The following is a 15,650-nucleotide window of genomic DNA, read 5'->3' as shown; positions in this document are numbered from 1 at the left end:
CTAACAACACACAGGGTGAGATTCAAGACTTAGGTGGATATCGTTGCTATACAGCTGCTTATTCTCGAAACTACCCAGAAGCGCATGACGCGATCGGACTTGTTGACTCTGGTGCCTTTAGTGATTCACCAGAAGACCGTTTAACGTTCGAGCAAGCTCTAACGAGACAGCTTAAGTGGGAAAATACAGCATCAACGCGGTTAAACAACCGATTTTATGAATTCCCAGTTGTTTCGCATACAACACCATTTCAACCCTTTGCAAGATGCCGTCTGTTGGCATTATTTGAGTGGCAGGCTTACGCTTTAGCGTCTTATGACCTACTTATTGATGAAGTTTGGTTGGATGGAGCTAAAATTAAGCGCCGTTGGAGTGAAGAGGATGCCAAGGCTGCCGTTACAACCACCGTTGAAGCGGCTAGATACTTGGTTAGTCAACGCGATCACCTACAGCCTAGAAAACTCATTTTAGGTTGCCAAGGGGTAACAGCAGACCAGTACAGAGAATGCGTGGAGCAAATTTTAGAGTTTGCTTCCCCCGAAGATTGGATTGGTCTTGGTGGCTGGTGCATATTGGGACGAATGCGGTCTTGGCTTCCTACGTACTGGGAAACTCTACACCAAGTGATTCCCCTGATTGCTGCCGCAGGTATCAAGCACGTTCATTTATATGGCTCCTTGCTCGATGAATCCTGCGCCCCATTACTTTGGTTTTGTGATCAATACGGACTGACTTGTAGCGCTGACAGCAAGCGACCCATTGTAGATGTGACGTACCCCGATCGCGTCCGAGCAGGCGTCAGAGCGGCAACAGGCTATTGGCGGGACAACGTTCAGTGGTGGCAAAACCATTTTGCGAACATGAGACAGTCCAAGTGGTATAAAGAACCGCCGCGACAACATCAGCAGCTTTCCATACTGCGACCAACGGTGACAACTGTTACAGAACCTGTATTAACTCAACCTGAAGTTGCTAAGCCCTTCCTGAAGTGGGCAGGGGGCAAGAGTTGGGCAATTCCATTACTTCAGGAGTTATACACGTCACATCGAGACAGGCGATACTGCGACTTAACGTTAGGCTCTGGTGCCATCCCCTTAGCCCTACAACCCGATCGCGCATACCTGTGTGACAAGAACCCATTTTTAATCCAACTTTGGGAGTGGGTGCAAACCGACGGAAGGTTGACTATCGATCTGAGCACAGATAAAGACTATTACCTAGAGTGTCGCGATCGCTTTAATGCTGGCGACCTCGACCAAGCGCAACTTTTCTATTACCTCAACCACACATGCTGGCGTGGGCTATACCGCTCCAGCAAGGAAAAGTTCTTCAACGTTCCTTGGGGCGATTACAAAAAGTTTCATGGGCAAACTGACCTAACCCATTACAAGCAGGTCATTGAACATTGGGAATTTGCCGTCAAGTCTTGGGAAGACGCCATACAGCATATCCAGTCAGATGACTTCGTAGTATTTGACCCCCCGTACCACTCCACCGACGGCGCGGGTTTCACCCAGTACTTCGGCGCATTCACCGAAGCTGACCAAATAGCCGCAGCAGAAGCTCTTTCCAATCTAGATGTTCCGATAGTGGCATTTAACGCTGCCACAGATTTTATCCTCGACTTGTATCGAGGGTTAAATTTCACCACTCAAATTAAAGAGGCACCTCGTATGATCTCATCAACAGGCGATCGCGCTCCAGCATCTGAAATGGTAGCAACTAAAAATACCGAGAAGAAACTAATTAGTCTTACCAGCTACCTTAAACACCGTCTAGACCAACCCAATGATAGTGCTTTGACAACTGATAGTTGTCAATCAGATCTGAGTTACGATGAGCAACGCGATCGCATCCACCTCGAACGCAAGGTTGAGGCCGCATTCTACGAAGCCGGTAAGGCGTTGAAACAGTTGCGCGATCGCAGACTCTACCGCTCAACCCACCCCACTTGGGAGGCGTACTGCCAAGACCGATTTGGCTTCTCTCACCAAAATGGGGATAAGAAGATAGCCGCTGCTAAGGTGGTGGATGTTTTGACAACTAATGGTTGTCAGTTGCTGCCGAGTAGTGGTGAGCAGGCTTACCCGCTGTCACGACTGGTTGATGATGAACAGAAGGTTGAGGTTTGGGAAGAATTGACCCAAGATGGGAAACGCCCGTCGGGGAAGAAGGTGAGGAACGTTGTTGCTGAAATATGCGATCGCCATGCAGAACGTGGAGACTACCACAACCCTTGGCAGGTAGGCGACATCTGCCAGATTATGAAGAAAGGGGATGGAACTCTGGCAAGATATGACGGATGCTGGAGTATTGTCAGTGAAGTGAAAACCAGACAGTGTGTTGTTAAGGTCTGGGACAAGGAGCTCCTAGTGAAGGTTGAAAATTTAGAAGAGTTAGTGGTTGGAGAAGAATTTTTGTTGGTGTGCGATCGCGTCCGATCTTTAATGTCCCGCCACATGGACGGCACCATCACTCTCAAACGGGGACAGCTACGGTTTCTGGAAGCAATGGGAGAACAGGTAGAAACGTTTGACCCAGACGACATTGAGATGTTGAGCTGCATTGAGGCGAAAGTTAACAGTTGTGATGCGTCTCTGGTGCAGGCGGCACGGTTAGTTGCAGATAATGTTGAGTGCTTAACCAGTGAGGAAGCGCGATCGCTGTTTGAAGCACTACAAGCCACTCACGGGTTATGAAAGCCAACCAAGAGCTTCTGCACCATTTCTCCTGCGACCAGTGCAAATACTGGTGGGCTGTGGGTAGCAAATCGTTTGAGGTCGGACAGTTCCTGTACTGCACTAACTGCGGCTACCTGAATCGCATTGACGCGATCGACACTTCACGCAACACTCCGAACTCTTCAGGCGATACTCTCCTGGCACCCTGACAAAAACCCCCTCGATGTTGATTGAGGGGGTTTTTTGTACGAAAGTGTTACCTATCGGCTACCGACTGGCACATTGGTAACACCATCCATCCAAGAAACAATCGCGTCACCCAATCCCATCCCACCGTTAACGAGAATGTTGACCTTGCCGAAGTAGGACTTTTCACAAAGCTCAGGAGTTTGGAAATGGTTGTCACCCCAGCTTAAAACCAAGGAGTCAACAAGTTGTCGGCAAATCTCAGGGGGAAGTTGATCGGGAGCGCCTGCGTTGTATTTTTGACACCAAGCAGCGATTTGGGCTTGTGTATGTCCAGTACGCGATCGCACAACCTTAATTAAGTGGTTGTGCTGTTGGTACAGGGCTGGGCGATTGGTTGATATAGGTACGGGTTGAGTGGCAGGTCTTTGTGGTGGACTGGGAGGTACAACTACACCACCAAATCTAGATAAGGCTTGATTCATTAATTCATCCCAGTTGGCATTTCCCCAAGTTCCCGTTTTGATAGGCTCAAACGTTTCAGGGTCACGAGCACTAACTAAGACATTACCCTTCTTCTCCCCTGGCTTGAGTTCCAAAGTGAGGGGGTGATTGAGTTGCTCGTCTGATAGGGCCGCGATCGTCATGAGCATTCCTTTGGTGAAGGCGGTATCAACACCTGACCGGAGCACATAGCGGCGATCTGCCATAATCTCAAGGTCAGCTTTTACATCGTCCCCAAAACTAGTGTTAGCCTCCTTCACCTCAAAGTGCTTGAGTACGCCGGTGATGGCGGTCTCATGGATGTAGACTTTATTCCCGTCGTCGAGGTAGTACCAAAGGGCGTTACCTTCATTCTTGATGAATACATATAGGCGGGTTAGGGGTGCGTGGAATCCGAGTTTTACCATGATATTTCTCCTTGTTTTTTAGTTGTTGAATATCCTGCGTGATCGCTAATACATCAGCGCTTTTTGTATTGCTGCTTTAAGCCGTGTAAGTTCCTCCCAACCATCACCATCGGGACGCCACAGTGTTTCTTCAATGTCGTCTAGGCTGGAATCTTCCAATCTACACACAAAATCATTAGCGGCTTCTAGTAGTTCAGGAGCCGTAGCTATTAATTTTGCGTTGGCTTTGTTTTCAGTTTCTGTTCTCCGTTTTCTGTTGCGATGATCGCTCACATACGCAATGGTCTGACTGTCCTCTTCGTCTGTTCCAACAAAATGGATTTCATCAGTTTTCCAAGGCGCAGGTGTATATTTTCCGAGCCTTTTCTTCTTGCTTTTCATAACTTAACTCACTCTTTTGTACAATGTTGAGCGGATAGCGCTTAATCCCACCAAACAGCAGCGATCGCGTACACAACGCCGTCACTTTCAAATGTCTCGCTCAACCAAGTTCCACCTGTGTTTGGCAAGCCTTGGGCGTGTAAGTAATTCATACCTATATTGATAAGTCCACGATTTCCCTCAGACTCCCATTCCACAAAATAAAACCGCACACTATCCGCAGAAGATGGGGGATTTGCCTGAAGGCTGATTCTGGATAAAAAATCGTTCTGCAATGCACGACATTCACGGAATGCTCTGTCAGACCACTGAAATCTTGAAGTGACAAACATGTAACTTGCTCCTATTAGCTAACTAATTGCTGGAAAACAGACATGCGCTCGAAAATAAAACCAGGGGAATCCGCGATGGTGACCATCACGCTAGGTGTGGGGTCTTTCTCGTACCAGTGGATGACGGGGGACTGAATCACAGTTAAGTTATCATCTCTGATTACTTTGGCGACTTTTAGACCGTCCAAAATGTATTTGGCTGCCGCAGCTACGTTGTCAGGATCGCGATCAAATCGTCGCAATCCCCACACGAAATCCATCCACACTTTGCCAGTAAATTGAGATGTACCGAATGCTTCTTGGGCAACTATCCCAGTCCACTCTTTTTTGGTCTTGGCTGAAATTGCCCAATGGGCGCGAGCCTCCCGAATCTGTTCATTAAGTGTGGGAGGGAGGGGAAAGTTAAATATCTGTTTCACTTTTAGAACAGTTCCAGTTGCTCGTGTTGGGATTTTTGTAGAGTCTGCATCAGTTCAGTAAACGAGCTAATTGGCATCGCCCTACCCAACTGTCCGTCAATTACCTGCTGCGCCTGCAAGACGTTGGTTAACACGCTTAATGACATTTTCGCCAAAACCCGCTTCAAATCGCCAGTACAAACACAAACACTAAACGGCTCAGCCACTAAATCGCGCAGCTTTAACCCATACTTCAATACCTCTTTTTGCATCTGGGCTAACAACTTAGCTTTCTCTGGGTGATACACGGAAAGGGTTTCAGCTTCTAATCGCTGTGCTTCGCGATCGCTCTTTTCCCCATAGTTTTTCATCCCGTACCGTTGCGCTTCGCCGTAGCTCATCGTCATGCGCTTGGTACTGCCGCGATCGCTTTTTTCCTCAATGTGGCGCTCTAAACGTTCCCACACCTCACCAACTTGGGATTCCAGAATATCGCTACCCCGTGTATGGCTGTAGGGTACAAGCGCAATCTTGGCGAACTCTTCTACTGTTAAATCAGCTTCAACTCTTCGAGCTTGGAGCTTCTTCCACTCTTCAGGGCTGATTTTTACAGGTTCTTCCGGTTGGGTTGCTGCCAGTTGAGCCAGCAGGCGATCGCGTTCCTCTTTCAGTTCAGCGACCTGCTGCAACACCGGCGCGATGCGTTCCTTCACCACATCTTCTACCTGCCGTGCCTTGGCGAGCTCGCGTTCCAACTCTTCCACCCGAATCCGATAAAGTTCTTTCTCCCGTAACACTTCCTGAATCTGCTGGAGCTGGGATTTAAGCTGCTCATTTTCTTGAGCGTACTTGAGCTTCAGCGCGTGCATCGCTCGGACTTCTTGTTCGGCTTGGGTTTGGGTTTGGGTGAGTGCTTCCTCCACCTCGGCACGTTTCTGCGCAATCGCGGCTTCTACTCGTTGGTCAATTTCTTGCTGGCTGACAACGGCAATATCCCCCTTGACCCGTCGCAGGGCTTCACCAACGCTAATACCCAGTTTCCCAGCACAATAGGCGAAATCCTTGTTCGCCACCTCAATAGCAACTTTAATGCTGTCTCGTGAGATGGAATCCGCTTCATACAGTTCCACTTCTAAGTTGTGCAGACGTTGCCAGGATTCCTGAAGCTTGGTTTCCAACACTTCGGTGGCTGGGGCTGGCTTTCTGGTTTTGGTGGGTGTGCCGGCGACTTCCCGGATTTTTTTGACTGTAACGGCACCAAGCTTGAGCAGCGATCGCACTACCTCTTCCCCTACTTTGGGTAACTCTCGTAATGCAGCCAAGGACCAGTTGGTTAAGGTTTGGATGGAGTTGGCCTTGAGGATGTGTGATTGCACGCGATCGCTGAGTTGAGAGAACCAAGAGGAAAGCGCGATCGCGGTTTCTGCTAGATATTTACTTCCCCTGAACTCCTCATTCAGGTACTCTCCGAACTCCTTGCGGCAGAGTTCTGACTTGAGCGTGGACAGTTCACTACCAATGTCCAACAGGTCTTTGAACGTGCGCTGTAGAAAGCCGAGGAACTTCCTGGTGATGCGCTGCTTGTGCGATACGAGGGAGGCTGATGCTATCATGATGCTCTAAGTGTGCACTGCTTTTATTTGGCAAGGGCGATCGCGTGAGTTTTCCAGACCGTGCGCGATCGCCTTTTGCTTACTTATTATTTTAACATGTTACGTGAGAACTGATTACAGGATAAGTGTTAATATTTAATGAGATAACTTGATACGTTGTAATTGACGAGGTTAAGGTATGCAGGCGTTGAAGATAATCAAGGTAATAGAGGTGGATGTTCCGGGACTGGGACAACGCATCAAACAAGCTAGAGAGAATGACCATCGAACGCTCAAGGCGATTTGTGAAGCGGCTGGGATGTCGCCTCAGAACTGGAGTCGGATCGAGAAAGAGTCTCAAGCTGTACCTATAGAGGTGCTTCGTCGGATTGAAGCTGCTTTAGGTAAGGAGTTTGGGGTTGAGATATGACAAGACCTTCGCCAATTTCGGTCTAATGAAAACCGCTAGAAAAACACACAAAAAAGATAACCATGTCACAAGAAAAGAAGTACCGCAAGCTCACACTCACGCAACTAGAGCAACTTGCGATAGAAAGATTCGGTAGCCTACAGTCCGCATCGCTAATGGCTCAAAGGGAGTGTGGGGTAAATGAGAGTATCCTCAGAAACAAGAATCCCTGGATTAAGGCGCTGTTGAAACCTTTAACTCTTCTGTGCGGGAAGTCCCCATACGCAGCGTAGCGGAGTGTGGGGATGAAAGCACAGAAGAGTTAACGAAAACACATAAAAGCTGAGAACCCCTCCGCTTTAGCGAGGGGATGAAAGCGACTTAGGGCTTTAGCCCAGTGTATCCGCTACTTGCCACGTTGATTCTCAATGTATTTTTTAACTACCTCGGTGCTGACCTGACCTGTCGTTGCTACAAAATAGGTCGGAGTCCATAGCGCAGGTAGTTTTTTTAGTTCTGGAAACTCTTTTCTTAGGTGATGCGATGCTCTGCCTTTGACCCACCGTGCAATATCAGCAGGGGATTCATGGGTAGGAGCATTAATGAAGAAATGAACATGGTCGGGTTGAACCTCCAGTGCAATTAGTTTCCATCCATGCTCTGTAACCAGCTCGAAGATAATCTCTTGTAATCGGTGAGCTACAGCCTTGACTAGCACAGGTTTGCGCCGCTTAGGTACAAACACAAAATGATAATTGATTAATGACACTGAATTGTCTGTACGCCGATACTCATAATCTTCTTTTGAAAGTTTAGCCATTTCCGGAATTTTGTTGACTACTGCTGTTGTAGCAACTATACTGAAAAACAACAGCGATGTAAAGCAAATAGCCGCTACACGAATGAATGCAAGCGAACCACTGTTAAAACAAAGCGCAGAAATATTAGACAAAGCCATCAAGGCTCATCAACCATATGCAAAGGTTTTGATGTTCTCTGGTGGAGGAGATTCTATGGCAGCGCTTCAAGTCTGCTTGGTGCTAGGTGTTAAACCTGATTACATCCTCCATGTGAACACCCGCACAGGAATTAAAGAAACGACTGAGTTTGTGAGACTGTATGTTGAGTCAATTGGCATACCTTACATAGAGGCTGACGCCAAAGATTCTTACGAACAGTATGTATTGAGAAAGGGATTTTTTGGGGTAGGCACAGGTCAAAATTCAGCACATTCTTATGCCTACCATGTTCTTAAAAAGAGTGCTTACAGTCACGCACTTTCCAAACACATTCGTCAAGGTAAAAGGGGAAGAAAAATTTTATTAATCAATGGTGCAAGGATTGCGGAGTCTAACAACCGAGCAAAAAACCTTGCAGGCAAAGAGATTCGGACTGACGGCGACAGGATTAACAATGTTTGGGTAAACGTCATTCATCATTGGCAAAAAACAGACTGCCAAGCGCTTTGTGGCGAACAGAAGTGTCCGATCAACCCAGTTAACAAAGAACTGTGTCGCTCTGGCGAGTGTTTGTGTGGCACAACCCAAAGTCAGCAGGTAAGAAATGAAGCCTCGGCAATATATCCCGAATGGGGTCAATGGATTGACAGATTAGAAGCTCGTGTAAAGAAAAAGTTTTTTTGGGGCTGGGGCGAACCAGTTCCTAAACAGTGGGCGCTTGAAAAGCGAGGTCAGTTAAGGCTGTTTGACGCAGACTTTCAACCAATGTGTCACTCGTGTTTAGAGAATACTTAAAAACCGTCACAAATGCGCTGTCAACCTAAACAAAGGGAACAATTTGTACAAGACAATTCCAGTTAGGGCTAGATTTACCCAGGAAGAACAAGCGTTTTGGGTTGACCAATGCGAACACGCCAATAGTCTGATTAATTGCGCGATTTATTACACCAAGCAAACGCACTACAGTAAGCTTGAGCAGCAGGGTAATGCGTTTACAACTTACTGGCGTGGCGATGAACTTTGCTACGGATGGAAAACCTACAAATGCCATACAACTTACCCTGAGTTAGACAAGGTTCTCAAGGAGAATCCGCACTACAAAGCGATGGCGGCTCAGTCAGCACAACAGACTTTAAAGACAGTTGGTGAGTCGATTGGGAGCTACAACGGGCTGGTTAATCTCTACTACAGAGGAGAAGTTGATAGACCGTCGTTGCCAAGGTACAGGAAAAAGGGAGGACTTGCTGCTGTTACATTCCCTCGCCAAGCCTTGACTTACAAAGAGGGTTGCTTTTACCCATCAATTAGCAGAGAGACGAAACCGCATCTCATCACTGATATTGCTTTGCATCTCCCAGAGTTCATTGATTCTGACTGGGTCAAAGAAGTAACAATTCGTCCCAATTACGGCGAACTGTGGATTGATTGGGTGATTGACGATGGCAAGGAAGCGATTGCCCACAACCCTAACCTGGATTACTCACAGGCTTGGAGTTTCGATCATGGTGGCACAAACTGGCTGACGGGTGTTTCGACTCGTGGCAAAAGTCTCATTATCGACGGGCGTAAGCTCAAAGCGACGAATCAGGGATATTGCCGTTTAGTTGCCAAGTACAAACAGGGTAAATCTGATTTTTACTGGGACTCTAATTTAGACAGAGTGCAGCGCAAGCGTAACAGCCAGATGCGTGACGCTGTTAACAAGGCAGCTAGGTTTATTGTTAATCAATGCCTCAATGACAGAGTTGGAAACCTCGTTGTTGGCTGGAACGAAGGACAGAAAAGCGGCTCCAACATGGGCAAACGGAACAATCAGAACTTTGTAGTTATCCCCACAAAGCGACTCATCGAACGACTCAAGCAGCTCTGTCCAGAATACGGAATACAACTAACAATTACGGAGGAAGCATACACGTCAAAAGCGTCTTACCTGGATGGCGATACCCTCTACAAGCATGGTGAAAAACCCGCAGGATGGAAACCGTCAGGTCAAAGGGTAAAACGTGGATTGTACAGAACAGCTTCGGGTTGGCTGATTAACTCCGATGCGAACGGAGCAGCAAACATAGCTAGAAAAGTAACCACACAGCTAGGTTTAGACTTAGCCGAGTTGGGTAGGGGAGCATTGATACTCCCGCAACGGATTGATTTGTTCAAGGGATTGTCTAAATCATACCGTGAGGTGCGATTCGTTCTCAGCGAATCCATAAACTGAGGTGAGGGTAAATCCCTCATAACTCCTTCCTAGATGCAGGTTAAAGTCCTGCCCATCTGGGGTGATGTGACTCCCAATCTGCCCACACCGAGCAAGCCTGGAATCTTGCAGAGTGAAGCTGGGAACAGGGCGCAACCAGGGCTGAAGCAGATAGGCACCCTGGCGCTAACGGGGAGACGACATGGGTAAACAGGTTCTAGAAAAGTGTCTTATATGAAAGCCACAATCTGAACACAAAATGGGGACTTCATTCTCTATATTCTCGCCCTGTATCTTGCGGATAAGGGCATCCCTGAGAAGAGAATAGGCAAATTGAACCGCCCTAAATCGTCAGTCAATCGGGAAGGGGAACGAATAAAAACGACGCTTGAGTCTGGAGCAGGTCGAAACTCCAGTAGGCGAGACAGGACGCGGAAGCCTCAAGCTTCGGGTAGGACAGCGAGTAATTTCGCTGAGGTAATCAGAACCCAAGAAGGTAAGTAGAGCATGGTTAGGCACATGAGCAATCATAGTGAATCTTGGAGAAAGTTGGACTGGAAGAAATTCCGGCGCAACCTATTCCGCCTACAAGTCAGATTGTGGAAAGCTATTCGAGCTGAAGACAAGGCACGAGCCAGAAATCTTCAGAAGCTAATTCTGAGGAGCCAAAGCGCTAGGTTATTGGCTATTCGTCAAGTGACGCAATTAAATCAGGGTAAGAAAACCGCTGGTGTAGATGGTAAAGCAAGTCTCAGTTTCAGAGAACGCTTTGAGCTGAACGAACTGCTTAAAGGCAGGGTGCATCACTGGGAGCATCAAGGACTTAGAGAAATTCCAATCCCAAAGAAGGATGGTACTAAGCGAATCCTAAAGGTTCCTACGATTTCAGATAGAGCTTGGCAGTGTCTCGCCAAGTACGCCATCGAACCAGCACACGAAGCACTATTCCATGCCAGAAGTTACGGGTTCAGACCCGGACGAGCGGCGCACGATGCCCAGAAAATACTGTTCCTAAATCTCTGCTCAAACAAAGGAGGGTTGAGCAAGAGAATTCTTGAACTGGACATTGAAAAGTGTTTTGACCGCATCGACCACGCCATACTGATGAGCAAAGTAATTGCCCCACAGTCCATTAAAACGGGCTTATGGAGGTGCTTGAAGTCCGGAATAAATCCAGACTTCCCCAACCAGGGAACACCCCAGGGCGGCGTTATTAGCCCATTACTGGCAAATATAGCACTTGACGGAATCGAAGACATCTACAACTCGGTGAGATACGCCGACGACATGGTGTTCATTCTTAAGCCTAACGATGATGCCGCCAAAGTCCTAACTAAGGTGGAAGAGTTCCTAGCGCTTCGGGGGTTGAACGTAAAAGCCTCCAAGACCAAACTGGTAGCCTCGACAGACGGATTTGACTTCCTCGGATGGAATTTCAGGGTGCAGCAAAATGGGAAGTTCAGATGTACTCCCTCAGAGGAGAATTTCAAAGCCTTCCAATTAAAGGTCAAACACGTTGTCAACAGCTCGAATTATGGTGCAAAAATCAAGGCCGAGAAACTTGCTCCTATCATCAGGGGATGGAGAAACTACCACCGCTATTGCAAGATGGACGGTTCCAGGTTCTCCCTGTGGTACCTAGACCACAGAACATGGAAAGTTTTTAATAAGGAAGCTAAGCTCAACCGCTATCAGGTTACAGCCTTAATAGAGAAGGCATTCCCAAGAGTTCCTTATTCGGAAAACAAACACGTCAATGTCAAGGGAGATAAAAGCCCCTTCGACGGAGATATCATCTACTGGAGCAAGAGAAACTCCGATAAATACGACGGAGCCACAGCCAAGGCACTCAAGAGACAGCATCATACATGTGGACAATGTGGATTACTCTTCAACGATGAAGAAAGGGTGCATCTCCACCACATTGACGGCAACCACAACAATTGGAAGCCTAGTAATCTGGTAGCAATTCATGAGTCCTGCCACGATTACCTTCACATGAGCAAAGGCATGAGCCAAGATTATCGGAAGCTGGATGCACCGAAAGGCGCACGTCCAGATTTAACTGAGAGGGGCGAGGGGTAATACCCTCCCTCGACTCAAACAAATGTGGAGCGGCGTGTCTTCAGACCGCCGCGTAACATCAGCTCAGAATCCCCTCTCTTTCAAGGAGGGGAGATATCAACCGCTATTTTGCCTGTCTGGATTCGGGTGTCTTCCACCTTGGGAAGTCGAGACGCGATCGCATTCCAATCAATATCTTCTGGCTTCATAAAAGTCTTCCCGCCTGGAAACCCCGTCCCTTTGTGGGCGGGGTTTCCAGGCGGGGCGGTGTAACGCCTTCCTTAGACAAATTTTGTGCAAGACAGATATCTGCACTCATATATGAAGTATACTATCTGTATGCAAAGAACCATCCGACTGCAACTTAAGCCAAGCGACCAAGAAGCACAGGCTCTCTCTCAAACGATTGAGCAATACACTTGGTCGTTTAATGCTGTTTGCAAGTACGGGTGGGATTCTAACCTGACCAATGGCGTAAAGTTGCATAAAGCGACTTACTACGAACATCGACTAGAGACGGGTTTGCCCTCTCAATTGGTCTGTGCAGCCAGAGTGAAAGCAACTGAAGCCTTGAAATCGGCTAAAGCCTTTAAGAAGAAAGGCTCGTCTGTTAGGTGTCCAGTATCTAAGCATTGTCCAATTCGGTACGATGCTCGGTCTTACACCGTCTGGTTTGACCGTCAGGAATTGACGATTCTCACACTTGGAGGACGAATTAAGTTGTCCTTCGAGGTAGCTGAGTACTATCGTCAATTCCTGAGATGGAAAAATACCAGTGCAGACTTGATGCGTGACCGGAAGGGACGCTGGTGGCTGCACATCGTTATGGAGACAGACACTCCCAAGGTTGAACCAACGAGTCACGTTGTTGGAGTTGACTTGGGAATTGCTACTCCAGCCGTTGACAGCAATGGGAACAAGTATGGTTCTGACCATTGGAAACAGGTAGAAGATAGAACATTTCAGTTGCGTCGTAGACTCCAATCTAAAGGCACGAAGTCTGCCAAGAGACACTTGAAAAAGCTCTCTGGCAAACAGAAACGTTTCAGAAAAGATTGCGACCATGTGCTTTCTAAGCGTTTGGTTCAATCGGTAGAGTCCGGTGCAACCTTGGTTTTTGAAGACCTCACGAATATTCGCGGCAGAGCCAAGATGAGAAAGGCTCAACGTCGTAGACTGCATGGATGGAGTTTTGCTCAGTTCCAGGCATTTGTCACCTACAAAGCTGAAGCGGCATGTGTAAACGTCGGGTTTGTCGATCCACGCTACACATCTCAAAAGTGTAGTCAGTGTGGACACATTGAGCGAGGTAATCGCCCAACTCAAGCTGATTTTCGGTGTAAAAAATGCGGTTTTGAGTGTCATGCCGACTACAACGCATCAATGAATATCCGTGATGACTTTCTCAAGCTTAGGGCGTCAGTCAATGCGCCTATTGTTTCAGTCGATAACTTCGGCTAGGAACAAGCCCCATCCCCTTGTGGGTGGGGTTGTTGACTACTGCTTTTACCTCGTTATTGCTTCTATGTTACTTCAATGCCGCAGTAATGTGAGGATGTCAATAGACATCTGGCGATCGCTTTTTGGCATGAGTACCAAAATCAAGTTGCAATCTTGCGATCGCTCACAAACTCCCCCTTAGCCTTAGACAATTCAAGTCGCTTCACTCTCGCCTGATAGCGTCGGAAATCAAAGATCTTTTGCTCAATTTGATTGGTACTCAATCCATACTTTTCGCTCAAGGCGTCTAAATACTGTTGATATAGCTCATTGATCGCCAAATCATTCACAAAGAGACTGAGAGAGATTGTCATGATTTGAGAATTGGATAAACCAAGCTGATCTTTCCTTCGCATCACCAAGTTGTGCAGCCCAGTCGGAATATAAGCACGAAACTCTGTTCTGGCTTCATACTCTCCCATCTTGAGGACACCAGCCTCAATCATATTGGTGATGTTTACGCTCAAGAAACGTATGAGCGCATTAATACCTATTTCCGACTTATTGAACGACAACGCAGCACCACGCAACAAAGCTTCATCATATAAGTCTCCAGGGACAAATCCAGAACGTATTTCGATTGTCCCTGTTTCAATGACGGGCTGTCCCTCAATTTTCCCGTCATCTGCGTGGTTGATTAGCCACTGCTCTAGTTCTTCTATGGAGTTGGGCTTATCGCTCATAACGAATCCTAGGTTCCGCTAAATGTTGATTAGCCTCTATTGTACTTTTTATCAAGTGCGTTACCAGCGCACCAAAATAAATGTATACTGAAATAAATCAGCGCCCCCGGTAAAGCACCGCGAATGCCTACCGAGAGCTAACCCACCCCCAGCATTCCCTGAAGGAGGGCTAATTTATTGTATGCCGACACTTAACGCATCACGACTAAAACGATCGCGCTACATCCGATCACAAAAAACCTGGGACACCCTAGGTTGGCGCTATCCAGCAAAAGCAATCGACTAGCCTAATTCAACGTTTAGCCTACTTGTGAACTCACGCGTAGGTTAAAGCGCATTGCAAAAACTACCAAACAGAACCTTGAAAACTGCATAGCCACGCCGATCGCCTGGTAAAGGTGAGTAAGGATCGGGTGGCAGCCTGCCTTCAGGTTTTGGGAGAAAGTATCGCGCACAAAAAAGCCTGGAGCGAACCAGGCCGAGTATACCTATTGAGTGAGCAATCAAACCTATTCGATCAGCCTAATCCAGTATTCCAATTTGCGTTGTGGGTTTTCCACGAGTAATTGAATCGCGATCACGTGTAAATCTTCTGCTGTGATGGTTTCACCATCGTTAGACGAAATTACAATTCTAGATTTACGCGGAACTGGATAGACCAAAGCTTTTTTAGGTTCAGATTTCTCAACCTTGTACTCACCGGGTTTTTCGCTCATAACTGTGTCCGTAGGCAAACGACATGCGATCGCTGGCGCTTCAAAGAGGGTTCGATTCCCGAAGATTGCCCAAACCGTTGCCGCTCAACTGGACTAGGCGACGGCAACGGAACCCTTTACGGATTAACTAATTATGCCATCAAACGACAAAGATTTACTAGGTCAAAAAGGTTCAGGTAGTGACAAGCCTGACGAGAAAGACGAGCGCGATCGCACCAACGATACGGGCGATAGTTTACGGGATGCCATTCGCGCTAGGGGCGGCAAACCCAGGTCATGAACAGTTCATACGCTTGCACTGACCCTAACGGGTGCGAGTGTCAATCACCGCATAGAACACACCTACAAAGAAGGCACAAGTATTTCATGCCAGATTTCACATACAGCGCTGACGACCTACGCCAACTCGCTGACGAAGAAGTAGGGAAAGGCAACTTTGATGCTGCTCAAGAATTAGCCGACAATGCTAACGAAACGGAGTCCGCGCAAAGCAATGAGCAAAGCTAAGACCAAGAAAGCCGCTCGCAAGGCTGCGAATCTAATCAAGTCTTTACCCAAGCCCACGCAGGAGCAGATCGCAGATATTTACCAAGAATTCCAGCAGTACACCCACATGCCTTAACGGGTAGTAAAAGCCGCTCGGC

Annotated in this window: 18 protein-coding genes; 10 read left to right on the top strand and 8 right to left on the bottom strand. The window is 47.5% G+C overall.

Annotation, left to right across the window (positions count from 1 at the left end; genetic code table 11):
- Positions 1-2,699: Dam family site-specific DNA-(adenine-N6)-methyltransferase (locus V6C93_RS14895; RefSeq protein ID WP_333477450.1), on the top strand; the 2,699-nt coding region annotated here is incomplete at its 5' end.
- Positions 2,696-2,890, top strand: coding sequence for a hypothetical protein (locus V6C93_RS14890; RefSeq protein ID WP_333477449.1), 195 nt, complete (start codon positions 2,696-2,698; stop codon positions 2,888-2,890). The genes V6C93_RS14895 and V6C93_RS14890, both read left to right, overlap by 4 nt.
- 51 nt (positions 2,891-2,941) lie before the next feature.
- Here V6C93_RS14890 and V6C93_RS14885 read toward each other — a convergent pair whose 3' ends face one another.
- The 5 genes from V6C93_RS14885 to V6C93_RS14865 are packed head-to-tail and all read right to left on the bottom strand — an operon-like array spanning position 2,942 to position 6,502.
- On the bottom strand, positions 2,942-3,778 hold the full coding sequence (locus V6C93_RS14885) for a hypothetical protein (protein ID WP_333477448.1): 837 nt from the start codon (positions 3,776-3,778) through the stop codon (positions 2,942-2,944).
- 45 nt (positions 3,779-3,823) lie between these two features.
- The gene (locus V6C93_RS14880; protein ID WP_333477447.1) at positions 3,824-4,159 is read right to left on the bottom strand and encodes a hypothetical protein; all 336 of its coding nucleotides are present in this window, start codon (positions 4,157-4,159) and stop codon (positions 3,824-3,826) included.
- Positions 4,160-4,200: 41 nt separating this feature from the next.
- A complete protein-coding gene (locus V6C93_RS14875; RefSeq protein ID WP_333477446.1) occupies positions 4,201-4,491 on the bottom strand; it encodes a hypothetical protein in 291 nt (96 codons plus the stop codon).
- Positions 4,492-4,505: 14 nt separating this feature from the next.
- The gene (locus tag V6C93_RS14870) at positions 4,506-4,910 is read right to left on the bottom strand and encodes a hypothetical protein (protein ID WP_333477445.1); all 405 of its coding nucleotides are present in this window, start codon (positions 4,908-4,910) and stop codon (positions 4,506-4,508) included.
- Positions 4,911-4,912: 2 nt separating this feature from the next.
- Positions 4,913-6,502 (bottom strand): hypothetical protein, encoded by a 1,590-nt coding sequence (locus V6C93_RS14865; RefSeq protein ID WP_333477444.1) that lies wholly within the window; start codon positions 6,500-6,502, stop codon positions 4,913-4,915.
- Between the two features lie 178 nt (positions 6,503-6,680).
- On the opposite strand from V6C93_RS14865, the gene V6C93_RS14860 reads away from it, so the two are divergent.
- Positions 6,681-6,911 carry a helix-turn-helix transcriptional regulator gene (locus V6C93_RS14860; protein ID WP_349262717.1) on the top strand — a complete coding sequence of 77 codons (231 nt, stop codon included), beginning with the start codon at positions 6,681-6,683 and terminating at the stop codon, positions 6,909-6,911.
- Between the two features lie 385 nt (positions 6,912-7,296).
- Here the strand turns inward: V6C93_RS14860 and tnpA are convergent, their stop codons facing one another.
- Complete coding sequence (tnpA, locus tag V6C93_RS14855) at positions 7,297-7,710, bottom strand: IS200/IS605 family transposase (protein ID WP_333477442.1); 414 nt, start codon at positions 7,708-7,710, stop codon at positions 7,297-7,299.
- A gap of 13 nt (positions 7,711-7,723) precedes the next feature.
- Here tnpA and V6C93_RS14850 point away from each other — a divergent pair, with 13 nt between their 5' ends.
- From V6C93_RS14850 to V6C93_RS14835, 4 genes are all read left to right on the top strand, one after another.
- Positions 7,724-8,644, top strand: a complete 921-nt coding sequence (locus V6C93_RS14850) for a phosphoadenosine phosphosulfate reductase family protein (protein WP_333477441.1) — start codon at positions 7,724-7,726, stop codon at positions 8,642-8,644.
- 43 nt (positions 8,645-8,687) lie between these two features.
- Positions 8,688-10,064, top strand: a complete 1,377-nt coding sequence (locus V6C93_RS14845) for a transposase (RefSeq protein ID WP_333477440.1) — start codon at positions 8,688-8,690, stop codon at positions 10,062-10,064.
- 486 nt (positions 10,065-10,550) lie between these two features.
- The gene (locus V6C93_RS14840; protein WP_333477439.1) at positions 10,551-12,128 is read left to right on the top strand and encodes a group II intron reverse transcriptase/maturase; all 1,578 of its coding nucleotides are present in this window, start codon (positions 10,551-10,553) and stop codon (positions 12,126-12,128) included.
- Between the two features lie 318 nt (positions 12,129-12,446).
- On the top strand, positions 12,447-13,568 hold the full coding sequence (locus V6C93_RS14835; RefSeq protein WP_333477438.1) for a transposase: 1,122 nt from the start codon (positions 12,447-12,449) through the stop codon (positions 13,566-13,568).
- A gap of 140 nt (positions 13,569-13,708) precedes the next feature.
- On the opposite strand, the gene V6C93_RS14830 is transcribed toward V6C93_RS14835, so the two are convergent.
- Together V6C93_RS14830 and V6C93_RS14825 are read right to left on the bottom strand one after the other, a co-directional pair.
- Positions 13,709-14,290, bottom strand: a complete 582-nt coding sequence (locus V6C93_RS14830; protein WP_333477437.1) for a hypothetical protein — start codon at positions 14,288-14,290, stop codon at positions 13,709-13,711.
- 509 nt (positions 14,291-14,799) lie between these two features.
- The gene (locus V6C93_RS14825) at positions 14,800-15,006 is read right to left on the bottom strand and encodes a hypothetical protein (RefSeq protein WP_333477436.1); all 207 of its coding nucleotides are present in this window, start codon (positions 15,004-15,006) and stop codon (positions 14,800-14,802) included.
- Positions 15,007-15,139: 133 nt separating this feature from the next.
- Here V6C93_RS14825 and V6C93_RS14820 point away from each other — a divergent pair, with 133 nt between their 5' ends.
- The 3 genes from V6C93_RS14820 (at position 15,140) to V6C93_RS14810 (ending at position 15,628) form a co-directional block, all read left to right on the top strand.
- The gene (locus tag V6C93_RS14820; protein WP_333477435.1) at positions 15,140-15,286 is read left to right on the top strand and encodes a hypothetical protein; all 147 of its coding nucleotides are present in this window, start codon (positions 15,140-15,142) and stop codon (positions 15,284-15,286) included.
- Positions 15,287-15,372: 86 nt separating this feature from the next.
- Positions 15,373-15,513: a hypothetical protein gene (locus tag V6C93_RS14815; RefSeq protein ID WP_333477434.1), complete on the top strand. Its 141-nt coding sequence runs from the start codon at positions 15,373-15,375 to the stop codon at positions 15,511-15,513.
- Complete coding sequence (locus V6C93_RS14810) at positions 15,500-15,628, top strand: hypothetical protein (RefSeq protein ID WP_333477433.1); 129 nt, start codon at positions 15,500-15,502, stop codon at positions 15,626-15,628. Before V6C93_RS14815 ends, V6C93_RS14810 begins: the two co-directional genes overlap by 14 nt.
- Positions 15,629-15,650 lie beyond the last annotated feature (22 nt).

Source organism: Allocoleopsis sp., assembly GCF_036703385.1.
In the GTDB taxonomy this organism is placed as follows: Bacteria; Cyanobacteriota; Cyanobacteriia; order Cyanobacteriales; family Coleofasciculaceae; genus Allocoleopsis.
Note: the sequence above shows the minus strand (reverse complement) of the source record. Positions and strands in the feature narration are given on the sequence as shown.